The sequence below is a fragment of the Tunturiibacter empetritectus genome (assembly GCF_013410875.1).
Lineage (GTDB): Bacteria > Acidobacteriota > Terriglobia > Terriglobales > Acidobacteriaceae > Edaphobacter > Edaphobacter empetritectus.
The window spans coordinates 1,430,843-1,457,528 of record NZ_JACCCU010000001.1 but is presented as its reverse complement, the minus strand read 5'-3'; the positions used below and the strand labels follow the sequence as shown (position 1 = coordinate 1,457,528).

Below are 26,686 nucleotides of genomic sequence, written 5' to 3'. Positions count from 1 at the left end.
CCCGATACCTGCGGTATTGCAGGATCCTAACGACTGTCCGCTGCAACCTGCTCCAGCATCTTTGCCGCGCGCAATCGAACGCGCTGAATCACTGCTGTGTCGTCTGCGATTGTGGTCAGCGTCGGCAAGATCGTTCCCAGTTCGAGCGCACGTCCTTCCTTCACTTCGTCCGCAAAGGAGTTCATCTCGGCATCGAGGCCGAGGCGATCGTAGCGGTGCAAAAATTCAAGCTTACGGCCTTCATCCAGTGTCGAAGAGACTCCGAGGAAGATGTCGGTCAGCGTACCTACAGTTTTGTTCTCTGAGTAGTTGTAGACACACGATCCCGACCCATCGGAGCCGGCGTAGGTAAGCGTCTTTGTGCCTGAGTCGGCTATGTTCTTCGCCTTGGAGGCGCATTCGACGTTGAAGTGATTCAGGATTCGCGCAGCCTTGAAGACCTTTGCGACGACGTCTGGAGTCAGGTTGATCGGTCGCTCGACATGCTGCGCCGCCTGGCCCCGCATCGAGGTCTGCGTTGCTGGGATCTCTGCCTGATCTGCCTGGTAGGTGCCGGTTCCGTTCTCGTGAATCCGCAGAGTAAAACGCGGAACCGGAAGCCCTGTGCGGTTGAACTGAAAACTGACCTCAGCAGATGGGATGGGAGAGGCCGCCGTCGCAGATTCAGCCGTTTGAGCAGCGGCCACAAAGTAGGGGCCTAGAAAAAGCGCCGCGCCAAGCATTATGCTCCCTCTCGCTTTCATCGGCGCGCGCCCTGGAGCTCGAGTGTCTGGGCGGTATGGATGTGGCAGATCGCAATGGCCAGCGCGTCGGCAGCATCTGCAGAGTCGAAGGCGTTTTCGTTGTCGAGCAAACGCCTCACCATGAACTGCACCTGCTCCTTGGCGGCCAGCCCGTAACCAACCACGGAGCTTTTTATCGAGAGTGGAGCATATTCGGCGATGGGCATTCCGCAGGTCGCGGCGGCCAGCATCGCCACGCCACGCACCTGACCAAGCTTCAGCGCAGACTTTGCATTCGCCGAGAAGAAAACCTCCTCGATGGCGACGATCTCCGGGTGGTGCAGAGTCATCAAGGCGGTCAACTCAGCGTAGACCTGAGCGAGCCTCTGTGGCGTCTTCTCTTTTTTATTGAGCCGGATCGTACCGGCCGCCAGGTGAATGAGCCGAGGCATGCGGGCGTCGCAATCCACCTCCACCACCCCGTAGCCGGTGAACTCCGTTCCGCAGTCGATGCCGAAGACTCGCATGGGCGAAGTTTACTGCATCCGGCCAGCTCTTCCTATGACCAGTCATGCACCTGACGAATTTCTAGATTAATCCGATACCGTTCTTGGCTGAGTGGTCTTTTGATTGAGCCGCCAATAAATAGCTCGACAGATGGTCTCCGAAACAAAAACCTCGAATGCAGCACCAATCAAGTCGAAAAAGAAATCAGCCACGGCCACTACCTCGAGATCCCTTCCAGAGGGGAGCTGGCCGTGGCGTAGAGTTTGCGCTGCATTCTTCCTGCAAGATAGGCCTGCCGCCCTGCCAGCACGGCGTGTTGCATCGCTTCGGCCATCAGCAAGGGGTCCTTCGCCGCAGCTATCGCGGTGTTCATCAGCACGGCATCGAAGCCCAGCTCCATCGCAACCGCAGCATCGGAGGCTGTACCAACGCCTGCATCCACAATCAGCGGGACTTCCGTGATCAGCTCGCGCAGAATGCGCAGGTTGGCCGTATTTTGCAGCCCGAGCCCGCTGCCGATGGGTGCGCCGAGAGGCATGACCGCCGCCGCGCCAGCGTCAATCAGTCGCTTGGCAAAGACGATATCGTCGGACGTATATGGCAGCACGGTGAAGCCTTCTTTGACGAGCACGCGGGTTGCTTCGAGCGTCGCCTGCACATCGGGATAGAGCGTCTGCTGATCTCCGATCACCTCAATCTTGACCCAGTCCGACAACCCCACCTCGCGCCCAAGTCGGGCTGCGCGGATCGCCTCGTCCGCGGTGTAGCACCCAGCCGTATTAGGCAGCAAAAAATAACGCCTTGGATCGATGAAGTCCAGCAAAGACTCGCTCGTGCGATCGAGGTTCACCCGGCGGACCGCGACCGTCACCATCTCCGCTCCCGAAGCTTCGATGGCGGCCTGAGTCTCGGCGCCATCTTTGTACTTCCCTGTTCCGACGATCAGTCGTGATTGAAAGGCTCGTCCTGCGATCACCAGAGGTTTCATAGTTATTATCCTATCGGAATGATCCCGGCAAAACGCAGACGGCTCGCACTCTGAAGAGAGCAGCGAGCCGTCTGGCGGTGAACTGTTGAGATTGACCTGAGGCGTCCATACTCGGACTTGGCCTCGGCGTGGACTTTTCTACTACAAAGACCGCCAGGACTAGAGCTATGGACGCTCTAAGCCTCAGTCACCTCACGTTGCGTTGAACTACATGTACTGTCAATTTTCATAGGCTGGACCATCCTCCTTTCCCGTGTAAGTGCAGACTACTCCCGAGCTCAGGTTGCACGCAAGTGAGTTGCAAATGCGCTGTGATAGTACATCTGTAGAGGGTGCAATCTGCATCAGAGGTTTAGTCGCAATCCTTGATTCGTCTCGGAGATTTCGTTGCGGATTATCGACTAATGGTTCTAAAGATGAAAGGCTCACTATGAAAGCAGCAACTATTGTTGGAATTCTCCTCATTGTCCTTGGAATTATCGGATACGCTACCGGCGGTCTCTCCTTTACCCACGAGAAGAAAGTTGTCGACGCGGGACCGGTTCAAATCTCGCATAAGACTCAGGACACGCTTCCACTGTCTCCTATCCTGAGCACCGTAGCTCTCCTGGCGGGAATCGGCCTGGTCGTTGTCGGGGCGAAATCGCGCTGAGCCAGCTTTATAAGCGAGTAAGCACCAGGCTCAATTCTTGAACACAACCAAGCCAGCTGCTATTTGAGATAGGCGCGCACAAGATCAATCAAGTCTTCCCCTAGCTCAGGAGTCAGAGGAGCATGTCCGTCGCGTAACAGATGCAGTCGGATATGGTCTTCGAGCACCTCAGCCATCAGCCCGTTAATTCCGCCACGCGCCGCTGCGAGCAGCATCAGCACCTCCGCGCACTCGTGATCGTCTAATGCCAGAGTGCGTTCCACGCGGTCTATCTGGCCTCGAATCTTCTTGACCCGGTTGAGCAATTTGATCTGGGCTGATTTGGTATGCGACATTTCTCTTCTCCAATGTACCCTACCGGGGTATACTATGTTAGGCCGATTCAGTATGGGGCCATCTCTCAATCAGAGGCCGCTCAACCTTTCGAAAGGGTTCAACCCGCCTGGCAAATTTGCACTCTATTCACTTTCAGGCCTGAAGATAACAGTTCCATGACAGGAAAACTCAACCGGACTTGCCTGCTTGCGGGCGCATGCATTTGGCTATCAGCCTCCACGTTCCTGGCGGCCCAGACACAGCTCGCCACAGAGACGACCGCGGCACCCCAGATCGATGCTCCTGCTCCGGTCACTCCTGCTCCGGTCACTCCTGTTCCAGACACTAGTGAAACCGACTCGCCCACCATGTTTCCACACTGGGAGCACTCGCGATTCTTCATCGGCGGCCAGGCCAACATCATCTTTCAGGCGCATGGGCCGTTCCATTCGCCCTACGAGGGCGTCAACAGCCTGCTGTCCCGAGGGGAATATAAGACGTCGTTGCTCGGCACGCTTTTTCTGGGTGCGCGAGTCATCACTGATCCGAAGTTCGCGCTGGACGCCCTCTTCGACCTCGAATCTGCGGGTGGCCGGGGCGACAGCGAGGCGCTGGGACTAGCGGGCTTCACGAATCTCGATGTGGTGCGCAATCCGAACCTCGGTTCGACGCCGTACATGGCTCGCGTGCAACTCCACCAGACGATCGGCTTCACCAGCAAGCTCGTCGAAAATGCTCAATCACAGTTTTACCCTGGCACGGAGCTGCCGGAGCGCCGGCTGGAGTTTCACGTGGGCAAGATGAGCCTGCCCGACTTTCTCGATATTAACAGCATCGGCAGCGACAGCCACCTTCAGTTCATGAACTGGACGGTCGACAACAACGGCGCGTGGGACTACGCAGCCGACACGCGCGGCTACACCTACGGCATCGTCAGCGAGTACGACGACAAGGCCTGGTCCGTGCGGTATGCCCTTGCGTTGATGCCGACCGTAGCCAACGGGATCGATCTGGACTGGGCTCTCCGTCGTGCCAGCGGACAGAACTGGGAGTTTGAGTTCCGCAAGCCGCTCCTTGGCCGTCTGCTACCGCCTGAGCGCAAAGGCACCATTCGCATCCTGAGCTACGTTAATCACGCTCACATGGGCTTATATCGCGACGCTAATAAGGCTTTTCTTGCCGGCGAAGGCACGCGGCCAGTCATCCAGAATGTTGAGAAGTTCAGCGCGGTGAAGTACGGCTTCGCCTTGAACTTCGAACAGGAACTCACCAGAGACATACGGATGTTTGGCCGCTTCGGATGGAATGAGGGCCAGCATGAGTCCTTCGCTTATACCGAAGTGGATCAGACGGTGGAGTTTGGTGGCGACTACTCTGGCCGCAGGTGGTCTCGTCCGAGCGACAAGCTGGGCTTAGTTTTCGTCACGAACGCCATCAAGAAAGATCATCAGGATTATCTGAAGCTGGGCGGTCTGGGGTTTTTGCTGGGCGACGGCAAGCTGAACTACGCACGCGAGGACATCCTCGAGAGCTACTATAACCTGCACACCTGGCGGGGAATCTACTATGCGCTCGATCTTCAATTCATCGAACATCCCGGCTACAACCAGGATCGAGGGCCGGTGCTGGTCGAATCGGTCCGCATGCACGTAGACTTCTAGGTATCACTCCTACCTATACTTTTCTGCTGCAACGTCTTTGAAGGAAGTAACTTAGGTCCGGATTTCCGCCTCCTAGCTATCCTGTAAGCGCGGCCTTGAAACCGTATACTCTTCCTGTGCCCGGCATCATGATCTTCTTAGCATTTGTACTTGGACTTCTCTTCGGCAGCTTCCTCAACGTCTGTATCTCGCGACTCCCGCAGCGTGAGTCGGTCGTCCATCCACGCTCTCGGTGCCCTAAGTGCGGAGTGCCCATTCGCTGGTACGACAATGTTCCACTTATAAGTTGGATAGTTCTTCGTCGCCGTTGCCGGGACTGCAAACAGGCGATCTCGTGGCGCTATCCGTTGGTAGAGGTTGCAGTAGGAGTGTGGTTTTGGATGAGTGTCGGCAGATTTCTATCCGAATACAGTCGAATACACGACTTCGGGCACGATTTCTCTTCAGCAGACCTTCAGCGCAGCATTGCCAGCTTCGGCATCGCGGTTCTCGGCTTTCTTCTCATCGGCCTCATGGTCATGGATTGGCAGACCATGATCTTGCCTGACTCCTTCACGCTCGGTGGCATCGCCATCGCTCTCTTCCTCGTTTGTACGCAGGCCCTCTTCCTCGGCCCAAACGAAGACCAGGTGGTCCTCAGCAATCATCACATTCAACTGACTAGTCCTGGCGGAGTAACCGACCACGGCAATCTCTTTTTTACCGGTCCCGAGAGCCTGATCTTCGGTCGCATCGCGGCTGTCTGCGGAGCAGCACTCCTGCTTTTACTCATTCGCTGGCTCTATAAAGCCATCCGACACCGCGACGGCATGGGCCTTGGCGACGTGAAGCTGCTCGCCATGATCGCGGCCTTCGTTGGCTTCTGGCCAGCGATCCTCTCCCTCTTCCTCGGAACATTAGCGGCAGCGGTCTATGGAGTCATCCTTCTGGCGCGCGGCAGGGCAGGAGCTACCTTCAGACTCGCCTTCGGAAGCTTTCTTTCGATCGGTGGACTAATCAGCGCACTTTTCGGTAATCGTCTGATCAACATGTACATAGCTCTCCTTCGATAGCCGCACATCGTCGTGACAATCACTTGACACTTGCCAGCCGCAATCTTAGAGTCGAAGATGGCCATGCACAGTTACCCCTACATCTGGAACTACCTTCCACTCGTGCTTCAGGTCCTGGCCGCCCTCGGACTCGCTTTGGGCATGGTGGGCGCCTCTTTTTTCATCGGAAAACACAAAAACTCGCGCACCAAGGCCGGAGCCTACGAGTGCGGCATGGAGCCGGTGGGCGACGCTCGTGGCCGCTTCACCGTCCGCTTCTACATGGTCGCTATGCTCTTCATCCTGTTCGATGTTGAAGCGGTCTTCATGCTTCCCTGGGCTGTAATCTTCCGTCGCCTGCCAGCGATTACCGGCTCGCGCATGTTCGGCTTCTACGAGATGCTCGTCTATCTCGGCTTCGTCGCAGTAGGCCTTTTCTATGTTTGGAAGAAGGGCATCCTGGACTGGGCGAATGATAAGGGAGACCTCTAATGTACGATCCAGCCTCTGCCATCAAGGGCAAACAGGCCGTCTTCGAGGCGCATCCTGAAAACGCCGCCGTGAAAGCTCTGGCCGACCTTGCGACTGACGCCAAGTTCGACCGCGCCGAGCTCACCATCACCGTGGCTCGTGAGAGCATCGTCTCCGCGGCGAAAGCCGTCCAGCAGGCGGGTTACAACTTCCTCGAGGATGTCACCGCAGTAGACTGGTACCCCTCTGAACCGCGCTTCCAAATCTCTTACAGTATTCTTTCGCACAAGCTGAAGGAGCGTCTTCGCATCTCCGTTCGCCTCGATGGAGACGCCGCCGCGCTCGACAGCATCACGCCGGTGTGGCCCTCTGCCAACTTCTACGAGCGCGAGGTCTTCGATCTCTTTGGAGTTCACTTTGGCGGCCATCCCAACCTTCGCCGAATCATGATGCCGGAAGACTGGAAAGGGCATCCCTTACGCAAGGACTACCCCGTGGAGGGCTATCGCTAAATGACTCCCCCTGTTGAAGAACTTACCGGAGTGGCGGCTATCGATCCGGGCATTGACGATCTCATCGCCAACTCCGCACGAAACCGACAGAATCCGCCGTCCAAAGATCAGACCATGATCATCAACATGGGTCCGCAGCATCCTTCGACCCACGGTGTTCTGCGCCTCGTCATCGAGGTCGACGGCGAGACCATCGTCGGGCTGGCTCCGGACATCGGCTATCTTCACACTGGCATCGAGAAGACCTGCGAGGCCAAGTTCTACCAGCAGGTCGTCCCCATGACCGACCGCATCGACTATCTCTGTCCCATGACCAACAACCTCGCCTACTGCCTTGCAGTAGAGAAGTTGCTGGGGCTCGAGATTCCCGAGCGCGCACAGTATCTCCGCGTCCTCTTCAACGAGCTCACCCGCATTCAGTCGCACCTGGTCTGGCTCGGCACTCATGCCATGGACATCGGCGCGCTTACCGTCTTCCTTTACTGCTTCCGAGAGCGCGAAGACTTGCTGCGCATCTTCGAAGCGGTCGCTGGCCAGCGCATGATGACGAGTTACGTCCGCGTCGGCGGCCTTAGCCTCGAACCTCCACGGGATATCTACGAAAAGATCCGCACCTTCCTCAAGAACTTCCCTGCGCACGTTGAGGAGTACGAGGGCCTGCTGCAGACCAACCCCATCTGGATGAATCGCCTGAAGGGCGTGGGCTACCTCTCAGCCGCAGACGCGATTGCGCTGGGCGTCACCGGCCCCCCGCTGCGTGCCTCTGGTGTCGACTTCGACGTTCGTCGTGATATGCCTTACTCCGGCTACGAGAAGTTCCAGTTCAACGTGCCGGTCTCTGATGTCGGCGACGTCTGGGCGCGCTACATCGTTCGCATGCAGGAGTTTCGCGAGTCGGTCAAGATCTGTCTGCAGGCGCTCGATGGCCTTCCTGAAGGACACATTGTCGCGGATGCGCCGAAGATCATCCTCCCGAATCGCGAGCAGATGAAGACTCAGATGGAGTCCCTCATCCATCACTTCAAGATTGTCACCGAAGGCTTTGGTGTTCCGGCAGGTGAGGCGACCAGCTCTGTCGAAGCTCCGCACGGCATGATGAACTACTACGTTGTCTCCGATGGCACCGCCAAACCCTACCGCGTCCACATGCGCAATCCGGGATTCGCAACCCTGCAAGCACTCGAAACCATGTGCAAAGGCCGCCTCCTCGCCGATGTCGTCGCCGTCATCGGATCGATCGATATCGTTCTCGGCGAGATCGACCGCTAACCTCTGATGCTCGAAGCACGCCTCAGAGCTGAACTTTGGACCTCGTGGGCCTCGCTGCTTCGCTCTTACGCGGCCGTCCATGGAATGAACAGCAAGCACCATGCAGTAGTTGAAGTGGGAGCAGAAGAGATTACACTTCGTGTGGCCAGTCGCTGGCTTCGCTTTACGCACGAGACGATGGAATCAAGTGATGGTAGCCGCTCTACCTTCGCCATGCAGGAAGATGGAACGGTCAAACTGAACAGTATCACCGAAGAGATGGACCTTGCCGCCGAGAGGCTGGCGCGGGAGATGATGCAGAGTGAGTGAAATAGCCAATACGATCTTTTCGCCAGAGACGGCCGCACGCTTCGACCATCTCGTCACTATCTACCCGCTCAAGCGGTCGGCGCTTGTGCCGATGCTGCTCTACGCACAGGATGAGATCGGTTATATCTCTGACGCCGTCGTCGCTGAGATCGCCCAGCGCATCGACCTTCTGGAGTTGGACGTACGCAACGTTCTTTCGTACTACTCCATGCTGCGCACCAAGCCCGCGGGTAAGTACAACGTGCAGGTCTGCACCAATATCTCCTGCATGCTGCGCGGTGGGTACGAGATCCTTGACCACTGCAAACACAAGCTGGGTATCGGCCACAAAGGCACAACACCGGACGGCGTCTTTTCGCTCGAAGAGGTTGAGTGCATCGGCGCCTGCTGCTGGGCGCCTGCTATCCAGATCAACTACGACTTCCACGACGATCTCACCACAGAAAAGGTGGACGTTCTGTTTCAGATGTATCGCGACGGGCTGAGTTCCGACGCGACGGGAAAGGACGTGAAGTAGATGCCATCACTCGTCTCGCACCCCGATGAGGTAAAAGTAGTCTCCCGCCGCTTCGGCCTGGGCGCCACCGATATCGACAAGTATGTCGAGCTCGATGGCTATAAAGCCGTTCAGCAAGCCATCGCTAAAGGACCTGAGTGGATCATCACTGAGATGAAGGCCAGTGGCCTGCGCGGCCGTGGAGGCGCTGGTTTCCCGACCGGCATGAAGTGGTCCTTCGTCCCAAAGCAATCTGAAAAGCCGAAGTATGTGCTGGTAAACGGTGACGAATCCGAACCGGGGACCTGTAAGGACCACGTCCTCTTCCTGCATGATCCTCACGCAGTCATTGAAGGCACGATGATCGCAGGCCTCGCCATCGGCTCCAAGCTCGGCTTCATCTATCTTCGTGGCGAGTATCGCTACCTGCTCAAGATTGTCGAGAAGGCCGTCGCCGACGCTTACGCAAAGGGCTTCCTGGGCAAAAACATCTTCGGCACCGGCGTTGACTTCGACATCATCACCCAGACCGGAGCGGGAGCGTACGAGGTCGGCGAAGAGTCCGCCCTGATGGAGTCGCTCGAAGGCAAACGCGGAGTGCCTCGCATCAAGCCTCCCTTCCCTGCCGTCGTTGGACTCTATGGCGGTCCCACCGTCATCAACAACGCCGAGACCATCGCCAACGCGCCGCACATCCTGCTGATGGGCGGCGAGGCCTATGCCAAGCTCGGAAGCGAACGCAACGGCGGCACACGCCTCTTCGGCATCAGTGGGCACGTCGAACGCCCCGGCGTTTACGAGCTTCCCATGGGCTATAACCTCAAGCGAGCGATCTATGAGGTTGCCGGTGGTATCAAGGATGGCAAGAAGCTGAAAGCTGTCGTCCCCGGCGGTTCAAGTTGTCCGGTGATGACCGCGGACGAGATCGATGTAGGCCTTGACTTCGACCAGATGGGCAAGGCCGGCACCATGCTCGGCTCAGGTGGCATCGTGGTGCTCGATGAGACGGTCTCTATTGTTGAATTCGCGCTTCGCACCATCGCGTTCTACCAGCATGAGTCCTGCGGCTGGTGCATCCCCTGCCGCGAGGGTACGGACTGGATCAAGAAGACTCTAACCCGCGTCTACAACGGCGGCGGCAATAAAAAAGATGTCGACAACGTTCAATATCTCGCCGAGAACATGCTGGGACGCACCTTCTGCCCACTGGGCGACGCAGCGGCCATGCCCACCATCGCCTTCGTCAAAAAATTCCGCAAAGAGTTTGAAGACTACATTGAAGGTCATAAGGCCGGAACCCCCATCATCACCGTAGAACAGCTGGTCGGAGCGCATTAAGCCATGGCAGACGTAACCCTTACCGTAGACGGTAAAAAAATCACCGCACCCGCAGGCACGCTTCTGCTCGAAGCCTGTAAGTCCGCCGGTATTGAGATCCCCGCCTTCTGCTACTATCCCGGTCTATCGCTGCAGGCGGCTTGCCGGATGTGCGTCGTGCGCATCGAGAAGATGCCCAAGCTTCAGACCGCCTGCACTACGCCCGTCGCCGAGGGCATGGTCGTGACCAGCGAGTCTCCCGAGATCGCCCAGGCTCGCAAGGCTACGCTACAGCTTCTCCTTGGCAACCATCCGCTCGACTGTCCGGTCTGTGACGCTGGCGGCGAGTGCGAGTTGCAGGACATGACCTTCAAGTATGGTGCCGCCGACAGCTTCTACGCCGAACCCAAGGACCATCGCGAAGAACAGAAGTGGTCCCCCGTCGTCTACTTCGATCGTCCGCGCTGCATCCTTTGTTATCGCTGCGTGCGCATGTGCGGCGAAGGCATGGACGTCTTTGCTCTCGGCATTCAAAACCGGGGCAGCTCTTCAGTCATCGCCCCAAATGTCCCCGCGCAGATGTCTCCCGACGATCTCGCCCACGTGGACTGCGAGCAGTGCGGCATGTGCATCGACGCCTGCCCGGTCGGCGCGCTGACCTCCGGCACCTATCGCTACAAGACGCGGCCCTGGGAGATGAATCACGTCTCGACCATCTGCACGCACTGCGGCGATGGATGCAAGACCACCCTCGGCGTTCGCAGCACCACGGACGGCTCCGAGATCGTCCGCGGCGACAACCGCGACAAATCCGGCATCAACGTCGACTTCCTCTGCAACAAGGGCCGCTACGCCTTCGACTTTGCCAACAATGAAGACCGCATCACCCAGCCGCTTGTTCGCCAGCCCAACGGCGAGATGAAGCCCGTCAGCTGGGAGGTTGCACTCGACCACGTCGGCAAGAGGCTCCGCGAACTTCGCGACACGCGCGGCGGCAAGAGCATTGGCGTCATCGGCTCCAATCGCACCACCAACGAAGAGGCCTACCTGCTACAGAAGTTCGCTCGCACCGTGCTGGGCACCAACAACATCGATCACCATCGCACCGCGGACTACGTAGCCTTTGCCCGCGCCCTAGCAGGAACCACAGATCGTACCGCCAGCCTGAAGGACACGCTGACCGCGCCGGCCATCATGATCCTCGGCGGCGACCCCACCATCCAGGCACCCGCCACCGCGTGGAATATCCGCACCAACGTCCGCAACAACCGCGCCCGGCTCTACATCGCCAACTCTGCCGAGATCAAGCTTCGCCGCCAGGCCAAGGCCTTCGCGCACATTGCACCCTTCAGCTACGGCGCACTGGCCAGCTTCATCGCCGGAGACGACAGTGCCGTTGATGCCCTCACCCACTCCGGCGCAGACGCATCCTCCTTTCACGAATTCCGCAAGGCCATCCGCGCCGAGGAGAGCCTCCTCGTCCTTCTCGGATCGGAGTTCCGCGACGCAGATCTGCAGCGCCTCCTCGCTTTCGGCAAGACGCTGCCGAACCGCAAGTTCGCCCTCATCTCCGACTACGTCAACTCACGCGGCGCAGCAGACATGGGCCTGCTCCCCGACCTGCTTCCCGGCTACACTCCACTCGCAGGCAACACCACCTTCGCCGAGTACAACACTCCTACCACTCCAGGTCTCGATCTGCTCGAGATGTTCGAAGCCGCTGGACGTGGCGAACTCTCAGCGCTCTACGTCGTCGGAACGAACCCAGTCTCCCGATACAGCGTCGATCCCGCATCCCTCAAGGACACCTTCGTGGTGGTGCAGGATATGTTCCTCACCGAGACCGCAGCCGTGGCCGATGTCATTCTTCCGGCCTCGAACCTCTACGAGAAGTCCGGCTCCGTGACCAACAGCTACGGCGACCTTCAGCTCGTAAACAAGGCTGGCGATCGTGCCGGAGTCCGCAGCGACTTCGAGTTGATCGTCCGGATCGCCGACAAGATGGGCGCGAACATGAAGGTTCTGGTTCCCTTCGGCAAAGGCACGCGGGCCGATATGGGCCAGTCCCGCGGCGCACAGTCCGGCGAGGCCGACCGCCATGCAGTGTGGCTTTCAGCGAACAACATGGAGCCGAAGCTCAGCCCCTTCGATCCCTTCGCAATTCTCGACGAGATACAGCGCCTCGTCCCCGGATACAACCTGCTACGCCTTCAGCTGCTCAGTGGCAACGACCAGCATCTGCAGCCAGCTGTAACCGTAACCGACCTCGTTCAAATAAGCAAACGCCGCGACCTCGTCCTTCCGGCGAACGATACACTATTTACCTCGGGCACCCTGGGACGCTACTCCGCCATGCTCTCCGACCTGCAGCATAACGAGAGCCTTCGTCCTCCAACCGGCCTCACCCAGATTCAGACTGCAGCCGACTAAGTAGACTCAACCGCAGACTCGAAACAACCACAGGAGCCCAACCCACCGCCGTGAGCCACCTCAGCCCATTTCAGACATTTCTGCTGCTCAGCATCCTCAAGGTTGCGGTGGTCACCGTCCTCACGCTGATGGCGGTCGCTTATACCGTTCTGCTGGAGAGAAAGTTCCTGGGCCGCATCCAGAATCGCTGGGGACCCTCCCGCGTCGGACCCTTCGGCCTGATGCAGCCGATGGCTGATGGCATCAAGCTCTTCCTCAAAGAGGACCTCCTGCCTATCGCGGCAGAACGGCCCCTCTTCATCGCCGCGCCGATCATCGCGCTGACCTGTGCACTGATCTCCATCGCGGTTGTCCCCTTCGGCGGTATGCAAACGGTTAAGGGCGTCGAGATGTTCAACATCGCCGACCTCAACATCGGGCTGCTCGTCATCCTGGGCATCACCTCCATCGGGGTCTACGGGATCGCACTCTCGGGGTGGTCCTCGAACAATAAGTTCTCCCTCCTCGGCAGCCTTCGTGCGACCTCGCAGATGATCAGCTACGAGTTGGCTCTCGGTCTGTCTCTTGTCGGCGTCGTTCTCCGTGCGCAGTCGCTCAGTCTGCGCGATATCGTCAACAGCCAGGGCGCACACGGCCTGCTTAGCTGGAACGTCTTTGGCGGCTTCCAGTTCGTTGGCTTCTTCATCTACATCATGGCCGCCTATGCTGAGACCAATCGCGCGCCCTTCGACCTTCCCGAAGCCGAGTCCGAGCTCGTCGCCGGCTATCACACCGAGTACAGCTCCATGAAGTTCGCCATGTTCTTCATGGCCGAGTACGCGAACATGATCACCGTAAGCTGCGTCGCTAGCTTGCTCTTCTTTGGCGGAGCCTCCAGCCCTCTCGGCCATCTGCTCCCAGCGGACTTTGGCGGCCCCATCCTCTCCGCCATCTTCCCAATCCTCTGGTTCGTAGGCAAGGTTCTAGGCTTCCTTCTGCTCTTTATCTGGGTACGTGGCACGCTGCCGCGCTTCCGTTACGACCAGCTCATGAGCTTCGGCTGGAAGTTTCTCCTGCCGCTTGCCATGGCCAACATCATCGTCACAAGTTTAGTCATTGCCTTACGGAGTTAGCTCCACGGAATAAGCAACAAGGTGTTTTACAATCAGCAGATAGCCCAGTTCTTCAAAATCGGCCTCTGCCCTGTTTTAAGCGTCTCAAGCGATTCACAAAGGACCTGACGGAAACATCATGCAACTGGCACTCTTTCTCATCTTTGGTGGGCTGGCCGTAGCAGGGGCGCTTAACCTCCTCCTGCAGCGCCATCCCATCAACAGCGCACTCTCGCTGGTCGTCGTCATGATGTCGCTGGCGGTCCTCTACTGGTCGCTGGGGGCCGAGTTCCTCGCCGCCTCCCAGGTCATCGTCTACTCGGGCGCCATCATGGTCTTCTTCGTCTTCGTCATCATGCTCCTGAACGCAGGCGAAGAGGAGCGAACCACTGGCAGCCGAGCCGCGTACCTCGTCGGCTTCCCCGGTGCCGCTGCCATCTTCTGTCTGCTCAGCTTCGTCTTCCTTTCAGAGCGCAAGGCTCTCGGCTACACCAACATCGGCGGCTATCTCAACCACGTCACCAGCAACATCTCCGAGATCAGCACCATCCTCTTCACCAAGCTGCTTCTGCCCTTCGAAGTCACCTCGATCCTCATCCTGGTAGCCATCCTCGGAGCCGTTGTGCTCGCGCGAAAGGAGCAATAGATGCTTCCACAAGTGCCCATCGCCGCCTACCTCATCCTCGCTGCTGTACTGTTCTCCACCGGCGTCGCGGCCTTCCTCATCAAACGCAACCTCATCACCATCTTCATGTCGATTGAGCTCATGCTCAACGCCGTCAACCTCACCTTCGTCGCCTTCGCGCATATGTGGCACCAGGTCTCCGGCCAAATCTTCGTCTTCTTCGTGATGGTGGTCGCCGCAGCCGAGGCCGCCGTCGGCCTTGCCATCATCATCGCCATCTTCCGCACGCGTGAAACGCTGAACGTCGACCAGATCGACCTGATGAAATCGTGACCTCTATGCCCTCTGCCTCCATGATCTCCGACTACCTCTGGCTGATCCCGCTCGTCCCCTTTGCCGGCTTTCTGATCAACGGCACAGTGGGCCGCAAGTTTCCCCGTCCTCTGATCTCCGCCGTCGCTCTGCTCTGCACTGCTATTCCAGCCGCGATCGTTGCGTGGCTCTGGATCGTCATGAAGGCCGAAGGTGCGCCCGAAGTCCTCCGCGTCGTCAGCCAGCCGTGGATCGCAATCACCGGCCTCCAGATCGACTTCGCCCTTACCGTCGATCACCTCACCCTCATCATGCTCGGCGTCGTCACCGGCGTCGGCTTCCTCATTCACGTTTATTCGGTCGGCTATATGGCGCATGAAGAGGGATACTGGCGTTTCTTCGCCTACCTGAACCTCTTCATGTTCTTCATGCTCGTCCTCGTCCTCGCTGAGAGCTTCCTCCTGCTCTTCGTCGGTTGGGAGGGAGTAGGTCTCGCCTCCTACCTACTCATCGGCTTCTACTTCACCAAGGACTCCGCCGCCAACGCCGGGAAAAAAGCATTCATCGTCAACCGCATCGGCGACTTCGGCTTCCTCCTCGCGATGTTCCTCCTCGTTCGCGAGTTCGGCTCCCTCGACTTCTCGCACATCTTTCAGGCGATCAGCGTCAACCCCGGCTGGAACGGCGGCATTCTCACCGCGATCGCCCTTCTGCTTGTCCTCGGTGCGGCGGGCAAATCCGCGCAGATCCCGCTGTACGTCTGGCTCCCCGACGCGATGGAAGGTCCCACCCCCGTCTCCGCGCTCATCCATGCGGCGACGATGGTCACCGCCGGCATCTACATGGTCGCGCGCTGCCATGTGCTCTTCGACCGCAGCCCCTACGCGCTCGGCGTCGTTGCTATCATCGGCGCGGCTACGGCCATCTTTGCCGCCTGCATCGGCATGGTACAGCACGATATCAAACGCGTCCTCGCCTACTCCACCGTCTCTCAGCTCGGCTATATGTTCCTGGCCTGCGGAGTCGGAGCCTACACGGCAGGCATCTTCCATCTGCTCACCCACGCCTTCTTCAAGGCGCTGCTCTTCCTCTCTGCCGGCTCGGTCATCCACGCGCTCTCCGGCGAGCAGGACATGCGCAAGATGGGCGGTCTCCGCAAGCGCATCCCGGTCACCTTCTGGACGATGACGATGGGCGTCTTCGCCATCTCCGGCATCCCGCCACTGGCCGGTTTCTTCTCCAAGGACGAGATCCTCTACCAGGCCTTCGTCTCGAACAATCCTCTAGGCAAACTGCTATGGCTAGTCGGCCTCATCACAGCGGGAATGACCTCCTTCTATATGTTCCGCCTCTGGTTCAAGACCTTCTTTGGTCCTGAACACCTTGAGGAGCGTACGGATCTCCACGATCACGGAGCAGCCGTCCACACTCACTCCGGCAGCCACGCCGTTATGGTCGTCGACCCAGAAGACAACCATACGCACGGCGTCCACGAGTCCCCCGCGATCATGACCGTTCCGCTCGCTATCCTCGCGCTGCTGTCGATTATTGGCGGGTGGGTAGGCGTTCCCGCAGCTATGGGCGGCCATAACGAGATCGAACACTTCCTGGATCCCGTCTTCAGCACAGGTGCCGCCGTCGAAGCAGCATCCACCAGCCACGGTTCCGAGCTGGGCCTCGCCGTAGTCTCCGTCCTCGTCGCACTCGCAGGCCTCGGCATCGCCTACCTCTTCTACTACAAGAAGCCCGGCACAGCCGCAGCCCTCGCAGCAAAGATGCCAGCCCTCTACAACCTCGTCGACCACAAGTTCTACATCGACGAGATCTATGGCGCCCTCATCGTCTCTCCGCTGCTTATGTTCAGCCGTCTCTTCCTCGGCGGCATCATCGATGGCGGCATCGTCAACGGCTCGGGCGCCGCCGCTGGCGCAACTACGCGAGGCTTCAGCTCTCTCGTCCGCCGCGTTCAATCTGGAAACATCCGCTCGTACGCCGGCTGGCTCGCACTCGGGGCCGCCGCCGTTCTACTCGTCATGATCTTCGGCCGCTCCATCTGGATGCACTAAGCAAGCTCGTTCTACCAGTACCCTGCTCTTGCACCACCCAAAGGAAACGATGAATATCGACCACACCATCCTGACCGTACTCATCTTCGTCCCGCTCGCGGGCGCGGTCCTGCTGGCTTTACTGCCCGATAAGGGCAGGCTAATGCAATGGGGTGCGCTCGCCGTCACCCTCATCACCTTTATCTGCACCCTGCATCTGCCCGCACACTACGACTACTCCGCCGTCGCAGGCAGCTTCCAGTTCGAACAGAACCACGAGTGGATCACCTCGCCCGCCATCCGCTATCACCTCGGTGTCGACGGCCTGTCCATGTGGCTCGTCGTTCTCACTGGCTTTCTCGCCCCCCTCGGCGTCCTCGTCTCCTGGAACACCATCGGTGACCGCAAGAAGCTCTTCTACACCCTCTTCCTTCTGCAACAGGTCGCGATGATCGGCATCTTCGTCTCGCTCGACCTCTTCCTCTACTACGCCTTCTGGGAGCTTTCGCTGGTTCCCATGACATTGCTCATCGCCACCTTCGGTCGCAGCGCCAACCGCCGCCGCGCCGCCATCAAATACTTCCTTTACACCTTCATACCCTCGGCGATTCTGCTGGTCGGCATGCTCTGGGTCTACGCCCGCACCGGCACCTTCCAGCTCCCCGAGCTCGCCCAGCTTGCTGCCGCCCACAATATCTCCAGCAATAACGCGGCGCTCTGGCTGGCCTCGCTCGCCTTCCTCGTAGCCTTCGCAGTCAAAGTGCCGGTCTTTCCGCTCCACGGCTGGCTCTCAGACGCAATCGCCGAAGCCCCCACCGCCGCCGTGATGGTGTTGGTTGGCAAACTCGGCCTCTACTCCATCCTGCGCTTCTCCTTCAGCATCTTCCCCGAGCAGTCCCGCCAGATCGCCCCCCTCATGATCGCCCTCGGAGCCATCGGCATCGTCTACGGGTCACTCATCGCTCTCGTTCAAAAAGATCTCAAGCAACTGGCCGCATATGGCGCACTCGGACACGTCAGCGTCGTCGTCCTCGGCATCTTCACCTTCACCATCGCGGGCATCGACGGAGGCATCTACGCCACCCTCAACGAGGGCATCGGCGCCGGCGCCTTCTTCATCCTCCTCGGCATCCTCTACGAGCGCTACGGCACCTACGACATGCGCGACTACGGCGGTCTCGCCGCCAAGCTCCCCTGGATGGTGACCCTCTTCGTCATCACAACCCTATCGGTGATCGGCTTGCCGATGCTTAACGGCTTCGTAGGCGAGTTCCTCGTCCTCACCGGCGGCATACAGTCCGCCGTCTCCCATCACACGCGCTGGACGGTGCTCGCCACCACCGGCGTCATCCTCACCGCCTCCTACATGCTCTGGATGATTCAGCGCGTCTTCTACGGCGACCTGAACGAGAACACAGCCGACGTGCCAGTCCCTGACGTCACCGCCCGCGAGCACCTCGCACTCTGGCCTCTTATCGCCGTGATGTTGTTCATGGGCATTGCGTCCCCCTACTGGCTGCGCGCCATCGACACCGCAGGAACCTACCTCGCGCAGGAACCGCAGCCAGTCGAGCCCGCAGCCTCCGTCAGCAACATCGTCCCACAGACACCGACATCCGCCGCCCAGGAGGCCACGAAGTAATGTCCCCTAACGTCCTGGCCCTCCTTCCCGAGCTCATCCTCACCCTCGTCGGTGTCGTTGTCATGCTCGCGGAGCCATGCCTGAAGCCAGGCTCCAGCCGCAAGCCTCTCGGCTGGCTGGCAATCGCGGGCACCGTCGCCGCTCTCGCAGCAAGCTGGTATCAGATTCAGTTCGGCACCGTCCACGCCTTCTCCGGTACCATTCAGGTCGACGCCTTTTCTGTGCTCTTCCACTTCGTCATCGGCTCCGTTGTCCTGGTCACCCTGCTAGGCTCACTCGATTTCTTCGAAGGCAATGCCAGCCACGCGGGCGAGTACTTTGCCCTCACGCTCTTCGGCGCAGTCGGCATGATGCTGATGACCTGCTCGGTCGAACTCCTCATGATCTTCGTTGGCCTGGAGATCTCCTCCATCTCCACCTACATCATGTGCGGCTTCCGCAAGGGCCAAGCCACGGGCACCGAGTCTTCCATCAAGTACTTCCTGCTCGGCTCCTTCGCCACGGCCTTCTTCCTCTACGGCGTAGCCCTCGCGTTCGGAGCCACGGGCTCGACCAACATCTACGCTATCGCCCACGGCCTCGAGACCACTACAACTCCTGCCCTCGCCTTTACCGCCCTCGCGCTCATCGTTATCGGTCTCGGCTTTAAAGTCTCCGCCGCGCCCTTCCATGTCTGGACCCCTGATGTCTATCAGGGCGCACCAGCGCCGGTCGTTGGCCTCATGTCGACCGCTCCCAAAGCCGCTGCCTTCGCCGTCCTGCTGCGCATCACCTTCACCGGCTTCCCCACCTATCAACATCGCTGGGCCATCCTGATGTGGATTCTCGCCGCCCTGTCGATGACCATCGGCAACTTGGGCGCCCTGATGCAGCGCGACGTCAAGCGCATGCTCGCTTACTCCAGCATCGCCCACGCCGGCTACCTCCTCGTCGCCTTTACTGCTTTTCCCTACGACGGTATCGCCGCAGCCTGCTTTTACACAGCGACCTACGCCGCGATGAACGTCGGTGCCTTCGCGGTCGTCACGCAGATCTCCGGCTACGACGAGTGCGCTCGCAGCATCGACGACTTTACCGGCCTCGGCCAGAAGCGTCCCTACCTCGCCGCTCTGCTCAGCTTCTTCCTGCTTTCGCTCATCGGAATCCCCTTCACCGGCGGCTTCTTCGGCAAGTTCTACGTCTTCTCGGCGGCGATTCACGGCGGCAATGTGTGGCTGGCGGTCATCGGCCTGCTCAACAGTGGCGTCGCCTGCTTCTACTACCTGCGTCTACTGGCTGCGATCTACACGCGCCCCGGCAGCGAAAGTACCCGCCTCAACCAGCTTCGCCGCATCAGTGTTCCTGCGGCGATTGGGATTGGTCTTGCTGCTGTGGCGACGGGCGCTCTCGGCATTCTCCCCAGCGGTGCGGTCTCCTTTGCGGAGTACGCCAGCCACTCGACTCTCATCGAACAGGGCCGACAGGAGTGTGCCGCCTCTCCCGATAGCTGCCACCTCCAGCTGCAGTTCGACGAGAAGTAACTGCGTCCTGCCGGACGGGCCTCCTGCGCTCAGTCACCCCACAAACGAAGGCCTGTTTATGGGGACCCCGATTCAGCGGCCACCTCGTGGCGTGTATACCGGTTTTGCAAACACATAAATCTAGTTCCTCCCGCTGGTCGGCATGAATTTCTTCCGACCAACGGGAGGACCACACTTATCGCATCACCCAAAACAAGGTACACAAGTCACGAAGTGACCGCCCCGCGCGCAGCGGGCCCGTCCGGCAGGACATCTATCTTCTAACCAAAAGAAAGCCCCCGCATATAGCGGAGGCTTTCTTTTCCCACACTTCCCAAAGCTTACTGGACCTTGAGAAAGATGATGACAAACGTGAACAGCGCGAGCGACTCAATAAACGCCAGACCAAGAATCAGGAAGATAAAGATTCCAGGACGAGCGCCCGGGTTACGTGCCAGCGCCTCGGTTGCCGAAGCGGTCGCCTTACCCTGACCCAGACCGCAAAGCCCAGCAGCCAGCGCCATGCCCAGACCAGCAGCCAGAGGAACCCACTGGGCTCCGGGGCTTGCAGCGGCAGCGCCCTGCGCAAAAGCCGGCGTTGCAAACAGCAGCGCGGCCAACGACATAAACAGATATTGCAGCTTCTTCATCGTGTTGCTCCTGCCTCCGTGGATACGCCGCCAGTGGGTGGTTGATGCTCACCGTGCTGGCACCCTCACGCTATGCGGCGTTGTTGCACACTGCGAGAGGAGGCCCCAACGCAGCGAAACTTGAAGTCTCTAATGATCGTGTGCTGTTGCCAGCGAGAGATAAATCGCCGCCAGCAGAAAGAACACATAAGCCTGCACCACAGCCACGCCAAGGTGCAGCCCCAGGAAGATCAGCGGAATCCCAACCGGAACCAGCGAGAAGAATGCAATCGTCACCAGGTCTCCCGCAAACATATTCGCGTAGAGACGAACCGTCAGCGAGAGAACGCGAGCGAGGTGCGAGATGATCTCAATCGGCAGCAGCAGCGGGTACAACCACCACACCGGGCCCAGAAACTGCTTAATGTAAGCCCAGCCGTTCTCGCGAATCCCGTGATAGTGGTAGTAGATGAACGTCACCAGCGCGAAGCCTAGCGGCACCACGGCATAAGCCGTAGGAGACTTCAGCCCGGGAATGATGCCCATCAGGTTGGCCAGCAAAATAAACAGCCCCAGGGATGTCAGGTAGCTCGTGAAACGCTCCGACCCGTGGCCGATGATCTGCTCGCCCTGCTCCGAGACAAACTCATGGGTCATCTCCGCCAGATGCTGCGCTGCGGCTGGCTTCTCAACGCTCAGCGTCATCCGCACCAGGATGAAGTACGCGATCAGCACGAGAAACACAAGCAGCTCCATCGCAAACGAATCCGTAATCGGATAGGCCGGGTACTTCGGATGCACATGCAGCGTCTGCAGCAGCGAGGTCGTAAACACACCGAAGTGCTGATTCAAAAATTGAGTGAAGAGTGTCTGTGTTGGCATATAAATAAACTTCTTTTCAGTCTGATCCGCGAACGCCCGGCCTAAACCGTCCACGCCTTCATTAGCCTCAAACCCTCGATCGTCAGTGCAAACACACCCAGAGCGAGGCCAGCGGCAAGCGCGTAGACCGAACCATTCAGAATCTTAAGGCTAACATAAAGCAGCACTACGGTCAGCCCCAGCCGCAGGAAGAAACCGAACAAAATCAGTCCCATCGGCTTCGCTTTTCCTCCGCCATCCATCCGAACCATCACCGCCGTCATCAACCGCAGCCACTCAAACAGACCCGACCCCGAGATCAGCGCCCCCACCAGCAGCAAAACCGCGGACTGCCAGCCCATCTTCCACCACACCAGCGGCGCTGCAACCACGGTAATGACCACCAGCAACCGCAACGCGCTCAAGATCGTCCGTTTGAAGTCCGCGTCGCTGAAGCTCTCCATCGTCTTCACAAGATCATCCTCACCTGCGCTCTTATCCACGCTTGATATACCGCGACGCCGTCCGAAAGATCTGGACGAATCCCGCCGCTGCCCCAAGCAGTATCCCGACAACCGTGATCCAGCCTTGATGAAAGTGCCGATCCAGCCAGCTCCCCACTAACCACCCGATGACGCACCCAGCCGGCAGAGCAATCGCCAACTGAATCATCGATTCAGCCTTCACCAACTCACCGAGCGCACCTTTGCCGCCTCCACTCGCGCCGTTACCGCCGTTCCCTGCTCCATCATCCGCCATAGCAGGACTATTACACCACGCATACAGCGTCCGATGGGATCTCATCTTCGATTTCCGTCCTCCGAAAGGATCCATCTCCTCAACCCTCGGTACGTCGTAGAATTTTTCGATGAGCACCGACTCCGATTGCGTTATCGACCTCTATGAAAGGCACGCCGCAGCCTGGGCTAACGAGCGGCTGCGCGAGAATAACTTTTGCGAACGCGGGTGGTTGAATCGCTTTTGCGCGCTGATTCCAACGGGCGGATCGGTCTTGGACATCGGCTGCGGAGCCGGTGCTCCAATCGCAAAACATCTTAGCGAAAGCGGCTACGCCGTGACCGGCATTGACTCCTCGGCCACGATGATCGCCATGTTTCAAGCGCGTTTGCCCAGTCAGCAGGCGCTTCTTTCAGATATGCGCACATTGTGTCTTGAGCAACGTTTTGACGGCATCCTCGCCTGGGATAGCTTCTTTCACTTGAATCATGAGAACCAGAGGCGGATGTTTTCGATATTCAAAGCGCACGCCGCCCCGCACGCCGCGCTGATGTTCACGAGCGGAAGTTCGTATGGTGAGGCGATTGGGCAGCTTCATGGTGAGCCGTTGTATCATGCGAGTCTTGACTCGGCCGAGTACATCAGGTTGCTCAGCGAGCACGGCTTCGCGGTCGTCGCCACTGTATCAGAGGATCAAACTTGCGGCGGCCGCGCCGTTTGGCTCGCCCAACTGCAATAGGACGCTTTACACCTTTAAGCAAGAATTCAAAGTGAGACGCTCCCCACTCGCTTCACACACTCTCATATACTGGGGTGTCAGCAACATCCAGCCAAAGGAATCCCTGTGTACGAGTCGGAGTTCGAAAAAAATCTCTATCAGCAGCGCCGCGACAAGCTCCAGCAGATTGCCGCCCTCGGTCAGCTCGAAGGCCTCAGCCACGCCGAGGCGACCTACCCCAATCACTACGCCGCCAGCCACACCATCCCCGAGATCCGCGCCGCCTACGACCCCCTCGCCGCCGAGCAGCTCGACGCCGACCCCATCCTCGTCAGCATCGCCGGCCGCATCATGGCCATCCGCGTTCAGGGCAAGGCTGGCTTCGCGCAGCTCCAGCAAGGCGGCCAGCGCTTCCAGATCTACGTCCGCAAAGACGACGTTGGTGAAAACACCTTCGCTCTCTACAAGCTCCTCGACCTCGGCGACCACATCGGCGTCCGCGGCCATCTCTTCCGCACCCGCACCGGCGAGCTCACCATCCACGTTGGCGGCTTCGACAACCTGCCCGCGCTAACCTTCCTCACCAAGGCCATGCTGTCTTTGCCAGATAAGTATCACGGCCTCGAAGACACCGAGCTTCGCTACCGCCAGCGCTACGTCGACCTCTTCATGAACACCGGCGCCACCAAGCCCGCCACCTCAGGCGAAGCACCAGCCGAGCCGGCCGAACCCGAAACGCCCAACGTCCGCGAGGTCTTCGTCAAGCGCGCCGCCATCCTCCGCGCCATCCGCAAGTTCTTCGACCGCCGCGGCTACCTCGAAGTCGAAACCCCCATGATGCATCAGGTAGCCGGAGGCGCAGCCGCCCAGCCCTTTACCACCCATCACAATGCGCTCGACCTCGACCTCTTCCTTCGCATCGCGCCCGAGCTCTACCTCAAGCGCCTCGTCGTAGGCGGCCTCGATCGCGTCTACGAGATCAACCGCAACTTCCGCAACGAAGGCATCAGCACCCGCCACAACCCCGAGTTCACCATGCTCGAGTTCTACCAAGCCTACGCGAACTATCACGATCTGATGACCCTCAGCGAAGAACTTGTAATCTGCGTCGCCAAAGAGGTCAACGGCTCGACCATCACCCACTTCAACGGACACGAGATCGATCTCAGCAAATGGACCAAGCTCTCCATGCGCGAGGCCATCATCAAGTGGTGGCCGCCGAACGCACCAATTCAACCAACCGTAGAAGATTTTTCTTCTGAGGAAAAATTCAGAGCGCTCATCGACGAAGGAGAAAAGTTCGCCGACCCGGAGAAGTCGTCCTTCGATCGCGCCCTCAATCGCCTCGGCGCAGACTGCCACTTCGTTCGCGAGTTCGTCCTCGACAAGGGCGCACCCTACGGCAAAGCCATCTCCGATCTCTTCGAGCTGAGAGCCGAAGCCCTGCGAGGCGGCGAGATGGGCATCGAAGAACCACTCATCCAGCCCACCATCATCTACGACTTCCCCCTGGCCGTAAGCCCCCTCTCGAAGATCAAACCCGACGAGCCCGGCTGGGTCGAGCGTTTCGAGTTCTACATCGGAGGCTTCGAGGTCGGCAACGCCTTCTCCGAGCTCAACGACCCCGACGACCAGCGCACCCGCTTCGAGCAGCAGATGGCCGAAAAGGCACGTGGCGACAACGAAGCCCACCAGATGGACGAGGATTACGTTCGCGCCCTCGGCTACGGCCTGCCCCCGACAGCAGGCGAAGGCATCGGCATCGACCGCCTCACCATGCTCCTCACCAACTCCAAATCCATCCGCGACGTCATCCTCTTTCCCCTCCTGCGCCCCCATGTCAAACAGTCCGACGCAGCCGAAGCCAAACACGGCGCGTCAGCCGAATAAACCATAGTCAGCCGAATAGAACACAGCCGCTCGAATAGCGCACACGCGGCGACGCCAGCCCCGTCGCCGCGCCCCAAACGCGTTATCCTTATCCTGTGGCCACCTCCGCGACAACCGATCACGTCCTCGCGCCCGCGAAGTCCCATTCGCTGCTCGCCGACTACGCCACTCTCTTCAAACTCCGCGTCTCAACCATGGTCATCATCACCGCCGGAGCAGGCTTCTATCTGGGCAGCCTCCGCAGCGGCATCAGCCCCTTCCACGCCGGTCTCCTCCAGGCTCTCGCAGGAATCGCCGTCGTAACCTGCGGCAGCAGCGCGCTCAACCAGGCCCTCGAACGCAAAACCGACTCGCTTATGCGCCGCACCGCCTCACGCCCCATGGCAGCCGGTAGAATCTCGCTCACGCACGGCCTCATCCTTGGTTTCGCGGCCATCTTCCTCGGCTCGCTCTACCTCGCCTACACCACCAACCTGCTCACCGGAACCCTCACACTCCTCACCGCGATCGGCTACGTCGCCATCTACACCCCGCTCAAGCGCGTCACCACCATCAACACCTTCATCGGCGCATTCCCCGGCGCACTGCCCCCCCTCATCGGCTGGACCGCCGCACGCGGCATCATCGAGTGGCCCGGCGTAGCTCTCTTCGCCATCCTCTTCGTCTGGCAGTTCCCCCACTTCATGGCCATCGGCTGGATGTACCGCGACGACTACGCCCGCGCCGGCATCCGCCTCACACCCAACCTGCCAAATACCCAGTACGCCGCACAGAGCACAGTCATTCAGGCCCTCTTCTACGCGGTCCTTATGATCCCAGCCAGCCTGTGGCCCGCAGCGCTACACACCACCGGCTACTTCTACGCAGTCGCAGCGACGATCCTGGGTACAGGCTACCTCTGGTACACCATTCGCTTCGCGCGCATCCTCCGCAATCCCGACTCCGACTCCTCGCGCCTCGTAGCCCGCGATCTCCTCCGCGCCTCAGTGATTTATCTCCCGCTACTTTTAGCCGCCATGATGCTAGACGCCAAAGGACGTCTTCTCTTCTAATGCCCGCGCAAACTGCTCTGCCCAACAAAAATCCCGGCGCAAACCTGCGCACTCCGCCAAGCATCATCGCGACTATCATCGTCGTCAGCGCCGCGGCCAGCGCACTCATCTGCTACCTCGTCTACTTCCATGCGCCGCTTGATATCACCGGCAATCATCTTCGCTCGCTCCCGCTACTCAATGCGATCCTCAACGCCCTCTGCACCATCGCGCTTATCATTGGCTTCGGCTATATCAGAGCTCGCCGCGTTACCCAACACCGCGCGGCCATGTTCACGGCGTTCTTCTTCTCCACCATCTTTCTCGTCTCCTACCTGACCAACTTCACCCTCCATGGCGAAACTCACTTCAACCGCCTCAGCCCATGGTGGCCCTTCTACTGGAAGCTCCTCGCCTCCCACATCTTCCTCTCGGTCGTCGCCCTGCCGATGATCCTGATCACATTCTTCCTTTCGCTCACCGGCCGCTTCCCGGCGCACAAAAAACTTGCACGCTACACCTTCCCCATCTGGCTCTACGTCTCCGTCACCGGAGTCATCGTATACGCCATGCAAGCCTTGATTCACTAAGGAAGATCCACTCACGCAGATTCACAACAAAGCAACATCAAACCACCGCACGAAGCACCGTCCCTATGCAACCAGACACCCGCAAGCTCCTCCGTACCGGCCTCCTCATCTTCGGGACTGGAGTCATCGCAGCAGCACTCATCTTCACCAGCTTCGGAGGCATCTCCCGCCATCAGGGTCCGCACACCAACCTCGGCTGGCTGTCCCTGATGCTCGCAATGGGCTGCCTCCCCACCGGTTTTCTCACGCTTCTTTTGGCAGCTATCAAACTCCTCGGCGACCGCCACCGCTGACCCTCCACACATAAAAAAGCCCCGATCGCCATGATCAGAGCT

Annotated in this window: 29 protein-coding genes and 1 pseudogene; 22 read left to right on the top strand and 8 right to left on the bottom strand. The window is 59.3% G+C overall.

Annotation, left to right across the window (positions count from 1 at the left end):
- Positions 1-26 precede the first annotated feature (26 nt).
- The 3 genes from HDF08_RS06195 to HDF08_RS06185 all read right to left on the bottom strand — a co-directional run bounded on the left by HDF08_RS06195 (position 27) and on the right by HDF08_RS06185 (position 2,217).
- Complete coding sequence (locus tag HDF08_RS06195) at positions 27-743, bottom strand: hypothetical protein (RefSeq protein WP_179637663.1); 717 nt, start codon at positions 741-743, stop codon at positions 27-29.
- Positions 740-1,249, bottom strand: coding sequence for a crossover junction endodeoxyribonuclease RuvC (gene ruvC, locus HDF08_RS06190; RefSeq protein WP_179637662.1), 510 nt, complete (start codon positions 1,247-1,249; stop codon positions 740-742). The genes HDF08_RS06195 and ruvC overlap by 4 nt, the downstream gene beginning before the upstream one ends.
- 197 nt (positions 1,250-1,446) lie before the next feature.
- Positions 1,447-2,217, bottom strand: a complete 771-nt coding sequence (locus tag HDF08_RS06185) for a thiazole synthase (RefSeq protein ID WP_179637661.1) — start codon at positions 2,215-2,217, stop codon at positions 1,447-1,449.
- A 430-nt stretch (positions 2,218-2,647) separates the two neighbouring features.
- On the opposite strand from HDF08_RS06185, the gene HDF08_RS06180 reads away from it, so the two are divergent.
- Entirely contained in the window at positions 2,648-2,869 is a 222-nt protein-coding gene (locus tag HDF08_RS06180) for a DUF3185 domain-containing protein (RefSeq protein ID WP_179637660.1), read from the top strand.
- Positions 2,870-2,928: 59 nt separating this feature from the next.
- Here the strand turns inward: HDF08_RS06180 and HDF08_RS06175 are convergent, their stop codons facing one another.
- Positions 2,929-3,204, bottom strand: coding sequence for a metal/formaldehyde-sensitive transcriptional repressor (locus tag HDF08_RS06175; protein ID WP_179637659.1), 276 nt, complete (start codon positions 3,202-3,204; stop codon positions 2,929-2,931).
- A gap of 156 nt (positions 3,205-3,360) precedes the next feature.
- Here HDF08_RS06175 and HDF08_RS06170 point away from each other — a divergent pair, with 156 nt between their 5' ends.
- The 16 genes and pseudogenes from HDF08_RS06170 to HDF08_RS06100 all read left to right on the top strand — a co-directional run bounded on the left by HDF08_RS06170 (position 3,361) and on the right by HDF08_RS06100 (position 19,915).
- Positions 3,361-4,845 carry a carbohydrate porin gene (locus tag HDF08_RS06170; RefSeq protein ID WP_179637658.1) on the top strand — a complete coding sequence of 495 codons (1,485 nt, stop codon included), beginning with the start codon at positions 3,361-3,363 and terminating at the stop codon, positions 4,843-4,845.
- Between the two features lie 128 nt (positions 4,846-4,973).
- Positions 4,974-5,222, top strand: a pseudogene (locus HDF08_RS21615) (prepilin peptidase); the annotation flags it as partial.
- A 3-nt stretch (positions 5,223-5,225) separates the two neighbouring features.
- Positions 5,226-5,897: a prepilin peptidase gene (locus tag HDF08_RS06165; RefSeq protein ID WP_257031052.1), complete on the top strand. Its 672-nt coding sequence runs from the start codon at positions 5,226-5,228 to the stop codon at positions 5,895-5,897.
- Positions 5,898-5,960: 63 nt separating this feature from the next.
- The gene (locus HDF08_RS06160) at positions 5,961-6,368 is read left to right on the top strand and encodes an NADH-quinone oxidoreductase subunit A (RefSeq protein WP_179638823.1); all 408 of its coding nucleotides are present in this window, start codon (positions 5,961-5,963) and stop codon (positions 6,366-6,368) included.
- Complete coding sequence (locus tag HDF08_RS06155; protein ID WP_179637657.1) at positions 6,368-6,859, top strand: NADH-quinone oxidoreductase subunit C; 492 nt, start codon at positions 6,368-6,370, stop codon at positions 6,857-6,859. Before HDF08_RS06160 ends, HDF08_RS06155 begins: the two co-directional genes overlap by 1 nt.
- Positions 6,860-8,128, top strand: a complete 1,269-nt coding sequence (nuoD, locus tag HDF08_RS06150; RefSeq protein WP_179637656.1) for an NADH dehydrogenase (quinone) subunit D — start codon at positions 6,860-6,862, stop codon at positions 8,126-8,128.
- An 84-nt stretch (positions 8,129-8,212) separates the two neighbouring features.
- Complete coding sequence (locus HDF08_RS06145; protein WP_257030888.1) at positions 8,213-8,437, top strand: transcriptional regulator; 225 nt, start codon at positions 8,213-8,215, stop codon at positions 8,435-8,437.
- Positions 8,430-8,954 carry an NADH-quinone oxidoreductase subunit NuoE family protein gene (locus tag HDF08_RS06140; RefSeq protein ID WP_179637654.1) on the top strand — a complete coding sequence of 175 codons (525 nt, stop codon included), beginning with the start codon at positions 8,430-8,432 and terminating at the stop codon, positions 8,952-8,954. The genes HDF08_RS06145 and HDF08_RS06140 overlap by 8 nt, the downstream gene beginning before the upstream one ends.
- On the top strand, positions 8,955-10,271 hold the full coding sequence (nuoF, locus tag HDF08_RS06135; RefSeq protein ID WP_179637653.1) for an NADH-quinone oxidoreductase subunit NuoF: 1,317 nt from the start codon (positions 8,955-8,957) through the stop codon (positions 10,269-10,271).
- Positions 10,272-10,274: 3 nt separating this feature from the next.
- Entirely contained in the window at positions 10,275-12,680 is a 2,406-nt protein-coding gene (locus HDF08_RS06130; RefSeq protein ID WP_179637652.1) for a molybdopterin-dependent oxidoreductase, read from the top strand.
- A 50-nt stretch (positions 12,681-12,730) separates the two neighbouring features.
- On the top strand, positions 12,731-13,792 hold the full coding sequence (nuoH, locus tag HDF08_RS06125; RefSeq protein ID WP_179637651.1) for an NADH-quinone oxidoreductase subunit NuoH: 1,062 nt from the start codon (positions 12,731-12,733) through the stop codon (positions 13,790-13,792).
- Between the two features lie 118 nt (positions 13,793-13,910).
- Positions 13,911-14,417 (top strand): NADH-quinone oxidoreductase subunit J family protein, encoded by a 507-nt coding sequence (locus tag HDF08_RS06120; protein WP_179582173.1) that lies wholly within the window; start codon positions 13,911-13,913, stop codon positions 14,415-14,417.
- On the top strand, positions 14,418-14,729 hold the full coding sequence (gene nuoK, locus HDF08_RS06115) for an NADH-quinone oxidoreductase subunit NuoK (RefSeq protein WP_179637650.1): 312 nt from the start codon (positions 14,418-14,420) through the stop codon (positions 14,727-14,729). It abuts the gene before it with no gap.
- Positions 14,730-14,734: 5 nt separating this feature from the next.
- Positions 14,735-16,774, top strand: a complete 2,040-nt coding sequence (gene nuoL / locus HDF08_RS06110; protein ID WP_257030887.1) for an NADH-quinone oxidoreductase subunit L — start codon at positions 14,735-14,737, stop codon at positions 16,772-16,774.
- A gap of 49 nt (positions 16,775-16,823) precedes the next feature.
- Complete coding sequence (locus tag HDF08_RS06105) at positions 16,824-18,395, top strand: complex I subunit 4 family protein (RefSeq protein WP_179637649.1); 1,572 nt, start codon at positions 16,824-16,826, stop codon at positions 18,393-18,395.
- The gene (locus HDF08_RS06100; RefSeq protein WP_179637648.1) at positions 18,395-19,915 is read left to right on the top strand and encodes an NADH-quinone oxidoreductase subunit N; all 1,521 of its coding nucleotides are present in this window, start codon (positions 18,395-18,397) and stop codon (positions 19,913-19,915) included. Before HDF08_RS06105 ends, HDF08_RS06100 begins: the two co-directional genes overlap by 1 nt.
- Positions 19,916-20,235: 320 nt before the next feature.
- On the opposite strand, the gene HDF08_RS06095 is transcribed toward HDF08_RS06100, so the two are convergent.
- The 4 genes from HDF08_RS06095 to HDF08_RS06080 form a co-directional block, all read right to left on the bottom strand.
- Positions 20,236-20,544 carry an ATP synthase F0 subunit C gene (locus HDF08_RS06095; protein WP_179637647.1) on the bottom strand — a complete coding sequence of 103 codons (309 nt, stop codon included), beginning with the start codon at positions 20,542-20,544 and terminating at the stop codon, positions 20,236-20,238.
- A 129-nt stretch (positions 20,545-20,673) separates the two neighbouring features.
- Positions 20,674-21,405 (bottom strand): F0F1 ATP synthase subunit A, encoded by a 732-nt coding sequence (atpB, locus tag HDF08_RS06090; protein WP_179637646.1) that lies wholly within the window; start codon positions 21,403-21,405, stop codon positions 20,674-20,676.
- Positions 21,406-21,446: 41 nt separating this feature from the next.
- The gene (locus tag HDF08_RS06085) at positions 21,447-21,887 is read right to left on the bottom strand and encodes an ATP synthase subunit I (protein WP_353068611.1); all 441 of its coding nucleotides are present in this window, start codon (positions 21,885-21,887) and stop codon (positions 21,447-21,449) included.
- Positions 21,880-22,188: an AtpZ/AtpI family protein gene (locus HDF08_RS06080; RefSeq protein WP_257030886.1), complete on the bottom strand. Its 309-nt coding sequence runs from the start codon at positions 22,186-22,188 to the stop codon at positions 21,880-21,882. Before HDF08_RS06080 ends, HDF08_RS06085 begins: the two co-directional genes overlap by 8 nt.
- Positions 22,189-22,252: 64 nt before the next feature.
- On the opposite strand from HDF08_RS06080, the gene HDF08_RS06075 reads away from it, so the two are divergent.
- The 5 genes from HDF08_RS06075 (at position 22,253) to HDF08_RS06055 (ending at position 26,644) form a co-directional block, all read left to right on the top strand.
- Complete coding sequence (locus HDF08_RS06075) at positions 22,253-22,861, top strand: class I SAM-dependent methyltransferase (protein ID WP_179637645.1); 609 nt, start codon at positions 22,253-22,255, stop codon at positions 22,859-22,861.
- Positions 22,862-22,966: 105 nt separating this feature from the next.
- Positions 22,967-24,730 (top strand): lysine--tRNA ligase, encoded by a 1,764-nt coding sequence (locus tag HDF08_RS06070; protein ID WP_179637644.1) that lies wholly within the window; start codon positions 22,967-22,969, stop codon positions 24,728-24,730.
- A 95-nt stretch (positions 24,731-24,825) separates the two neighbouring features.
- Positions 24,826-25,782: a heme o synthase gene (cyoE, locus tag HDF08_RS06065; RefSeq protein WP_179637643.1), complete on the top strand. Its 957-nt coding sequence runs from the start codon at positions 24,826-24,828 to the stop codon at positions 25,780-25,782.
- The gene (locus HDF08_RS06060) at positions 25,782-26,351 is read left to right on the top strand and encodes a DUF420 domain-containing protein (RefSeq protein WP_179637642.1); all 570 of its coding nucleotides are present in this window, start codon (positions 25,782-25,784) and stop codon (positions 26,349-26,351) included. The genes cyoE and HDF08_RS06060 overlap by 1 nt, the downstream gene beginning before the upstream one ends.
- Positions 26,352-26,416: 65 nt before the next feature.
- Complete coding sequence (locus HDF08_RS06055) at positions 26,417-26,644, top strand: hypothetical protein (RefSeq protein WP_179637641.1); 228 nt, start codon at positions 26,417-26,419, stop codon at positions 26,642-26,644.
- The last annotated feature ends 42 nt before the right edge of the window (positions 26,645-26,686 follow it).

What these genes read in the sequence shown, in the direction of transcription:
- HDF08_RS06195 (WP_179637663.1), bottom strand. Translation starts at nt 743, where the DNA reads ATGAAAGCGAGAGGGAGCATAATGCTTGGCGCGGCGCTTTTTCTAGGC.
- ruvC (WP_179637662.1), bottom strand. Translation starts at nt 1,249, where the DNA reads ATGCGAGTCTTCGGCATCGACTGCGGAACGGAGTTCACCGGCTACGGG.
- HDF08_RS06185 (WP_179637661.1), bottom strand. Translation starts at nt 2,217, where the DNA reads ATGAAACCTCTGGTGATCGCAGGACGAGCCTTTCAATCACGACTGATC.
- HDF08_RS06180 (WP_179637660.1), top strand. Translation starts at nt 2,648, where the DNA reads ATGAAAGCAGCAACTATTGTTGGAATTCTCCTCATTGTCCTTGGAATT.
- HDF08_RS06175 (WP_179637659.1), bottom strand. Translation starts at nt 3,204, where the DNA reads ATGTCGCATACCAAATCAGCCCAGATCAAATTGCTCAACCGGGTCAAG.
- HDF08_RS06170 (WP_179637658.1), top strand. Translation starts at nt 3,361, where the DNA reads ATGACAGGAAAACTCAACCGGACTTGCCTGCTTGCGGGCGCATGCATT.
- HDF08_RS06165 (WP_257031052.1), top strand. Translation starts at nt 5,226, where the DNA reads ATGAGTGTCGGCAGATTTCTATCCGAATACAGTCGAATACACGACTTC.
- HDF08_RS06160 (WP_179638823.1), top strand. Translation starts at nt 5,961, where the DNA reads ATGCACAGTTACCCCTACATCTGGAACTACCTTCCACTCGTGCTTCAG.
- HDF08_RS06155 (WP_179637657.1), top strand. Translation starts at nt 6,368, where the DNA reads ATGTACGATCCAGCCTCTGCCATCAAGGGCAAACAGGCCGTCTTCGAG.
- nuoD (WP_179637656.1), top strand. Translation starts at nt 6,860, where the DNA reads ATGACTCCCCCTGTTGAAGAACTTACCGGAGTGGCGGCTATCGATCCG.
- HDF08_RS06145 (WP_257030888.1), top strand. Translation starts at nt 8,213, where the DNA reads ATGAACAGCAAGCACCATGCAGTAGTTGAAGTGGGAGCAGAAGAGATT.
- nuoF (WP_179637653.1), top strand. Translation starts at nt 8,955, where the DNA reads ATGCCATCACTCGTCTCGCACCCCGATGAGGTAAAAGTAGTCTCCCGC.
- HDF08_RS06130 (WP_179637652.1), top strand. Translation starts at nt 10,275, where the DNA reads ATGGCAGACGTAACCCTTACCGTAGACGGTAAAAAAATCACCGCACCC.
- HDF08_RS06120 (WP_179582173.1), top strand. Translation starts at nt 13,911, where the DNA reads ATGCAACTGGCACTCTTTCTCATCTTTGGTGGGCTGGCCGTAGCAGGG.
- nuoK (WP_179637650.1), top strand. Translation starts at nt 14,418, where the DNA reads ATGCTTCCACAAGTGCCCATCGCCGCCTACCTCATCCTCGCTGCTGTA.
- nuoL (WP_257030887.1), top strand. Translation starts at nt 14,735, where the DNA reads ATGCCCTCTGCCTCCATGATCTCCGACTACCTCTGGCTGATCCCGCTC.
- HDF08_RS06105 (WP_179637649.1), top strand. Translation starts at nt 16,824, where the DNA reads ATGAATATCGACCACACCATCCTGACCGTACTCATCTTCGTCCCGCTC.
- HDF08_RS06100 (WP_179637648.1), top strand. Translation starts at nt 18,395, where the DNA reads ATGTCCCCTAACGTCCTGGCCCTCCTTCCCGAGCTCATCCTCACCCTC.
- HDF08_RS06095 (WP_179637647.1), bottom strand. Translation starts at nt 20,544, where the DNA reads ATGAAGAAGCTGCAATATCTGTTTATGTCGTTGGCCGCGCTGCTGTTT.
- atpB (WP_179637646.1), bottom strand. Translation starts at nt 21,405, where the DNA reads ATGCCAACACAGACACTCTTCACTCAATTTTTGAATCAGCACTTCGGT.
- HDF08_RS06080 (WP_257030886.1), bottom strand. Translation starts at nt 22,188, where the DNA reads ATGAGATCCCATCGGACGCTGTATGCGTGGTGTAATAGTCCTGCTATG.
- HDF08_RS06075 (WP_179637645.1), top strand. Translation starts at nt 22,253, where the DNA reads ATGAGCACCGACTCCGATTGCGTTATCGACCTCTATGAAAGGCACGCC.
- HDF08_RS06060 (WP_179637642.1), top strand. Translation starts at nt 25,782, where the DNA reads ATGCCCGCGCAAACTGCTCTGCCCAACAAAAATCCCGGCGCAAACCTG.
- HDF08_RS06055 (WP_179637641.1), top strand. Translation starts at nt 26,417, where the DNA reads ATGCAACCAGACACCCGCAAGCTCCTCCGTACCGGCCTCCTCATCTTC.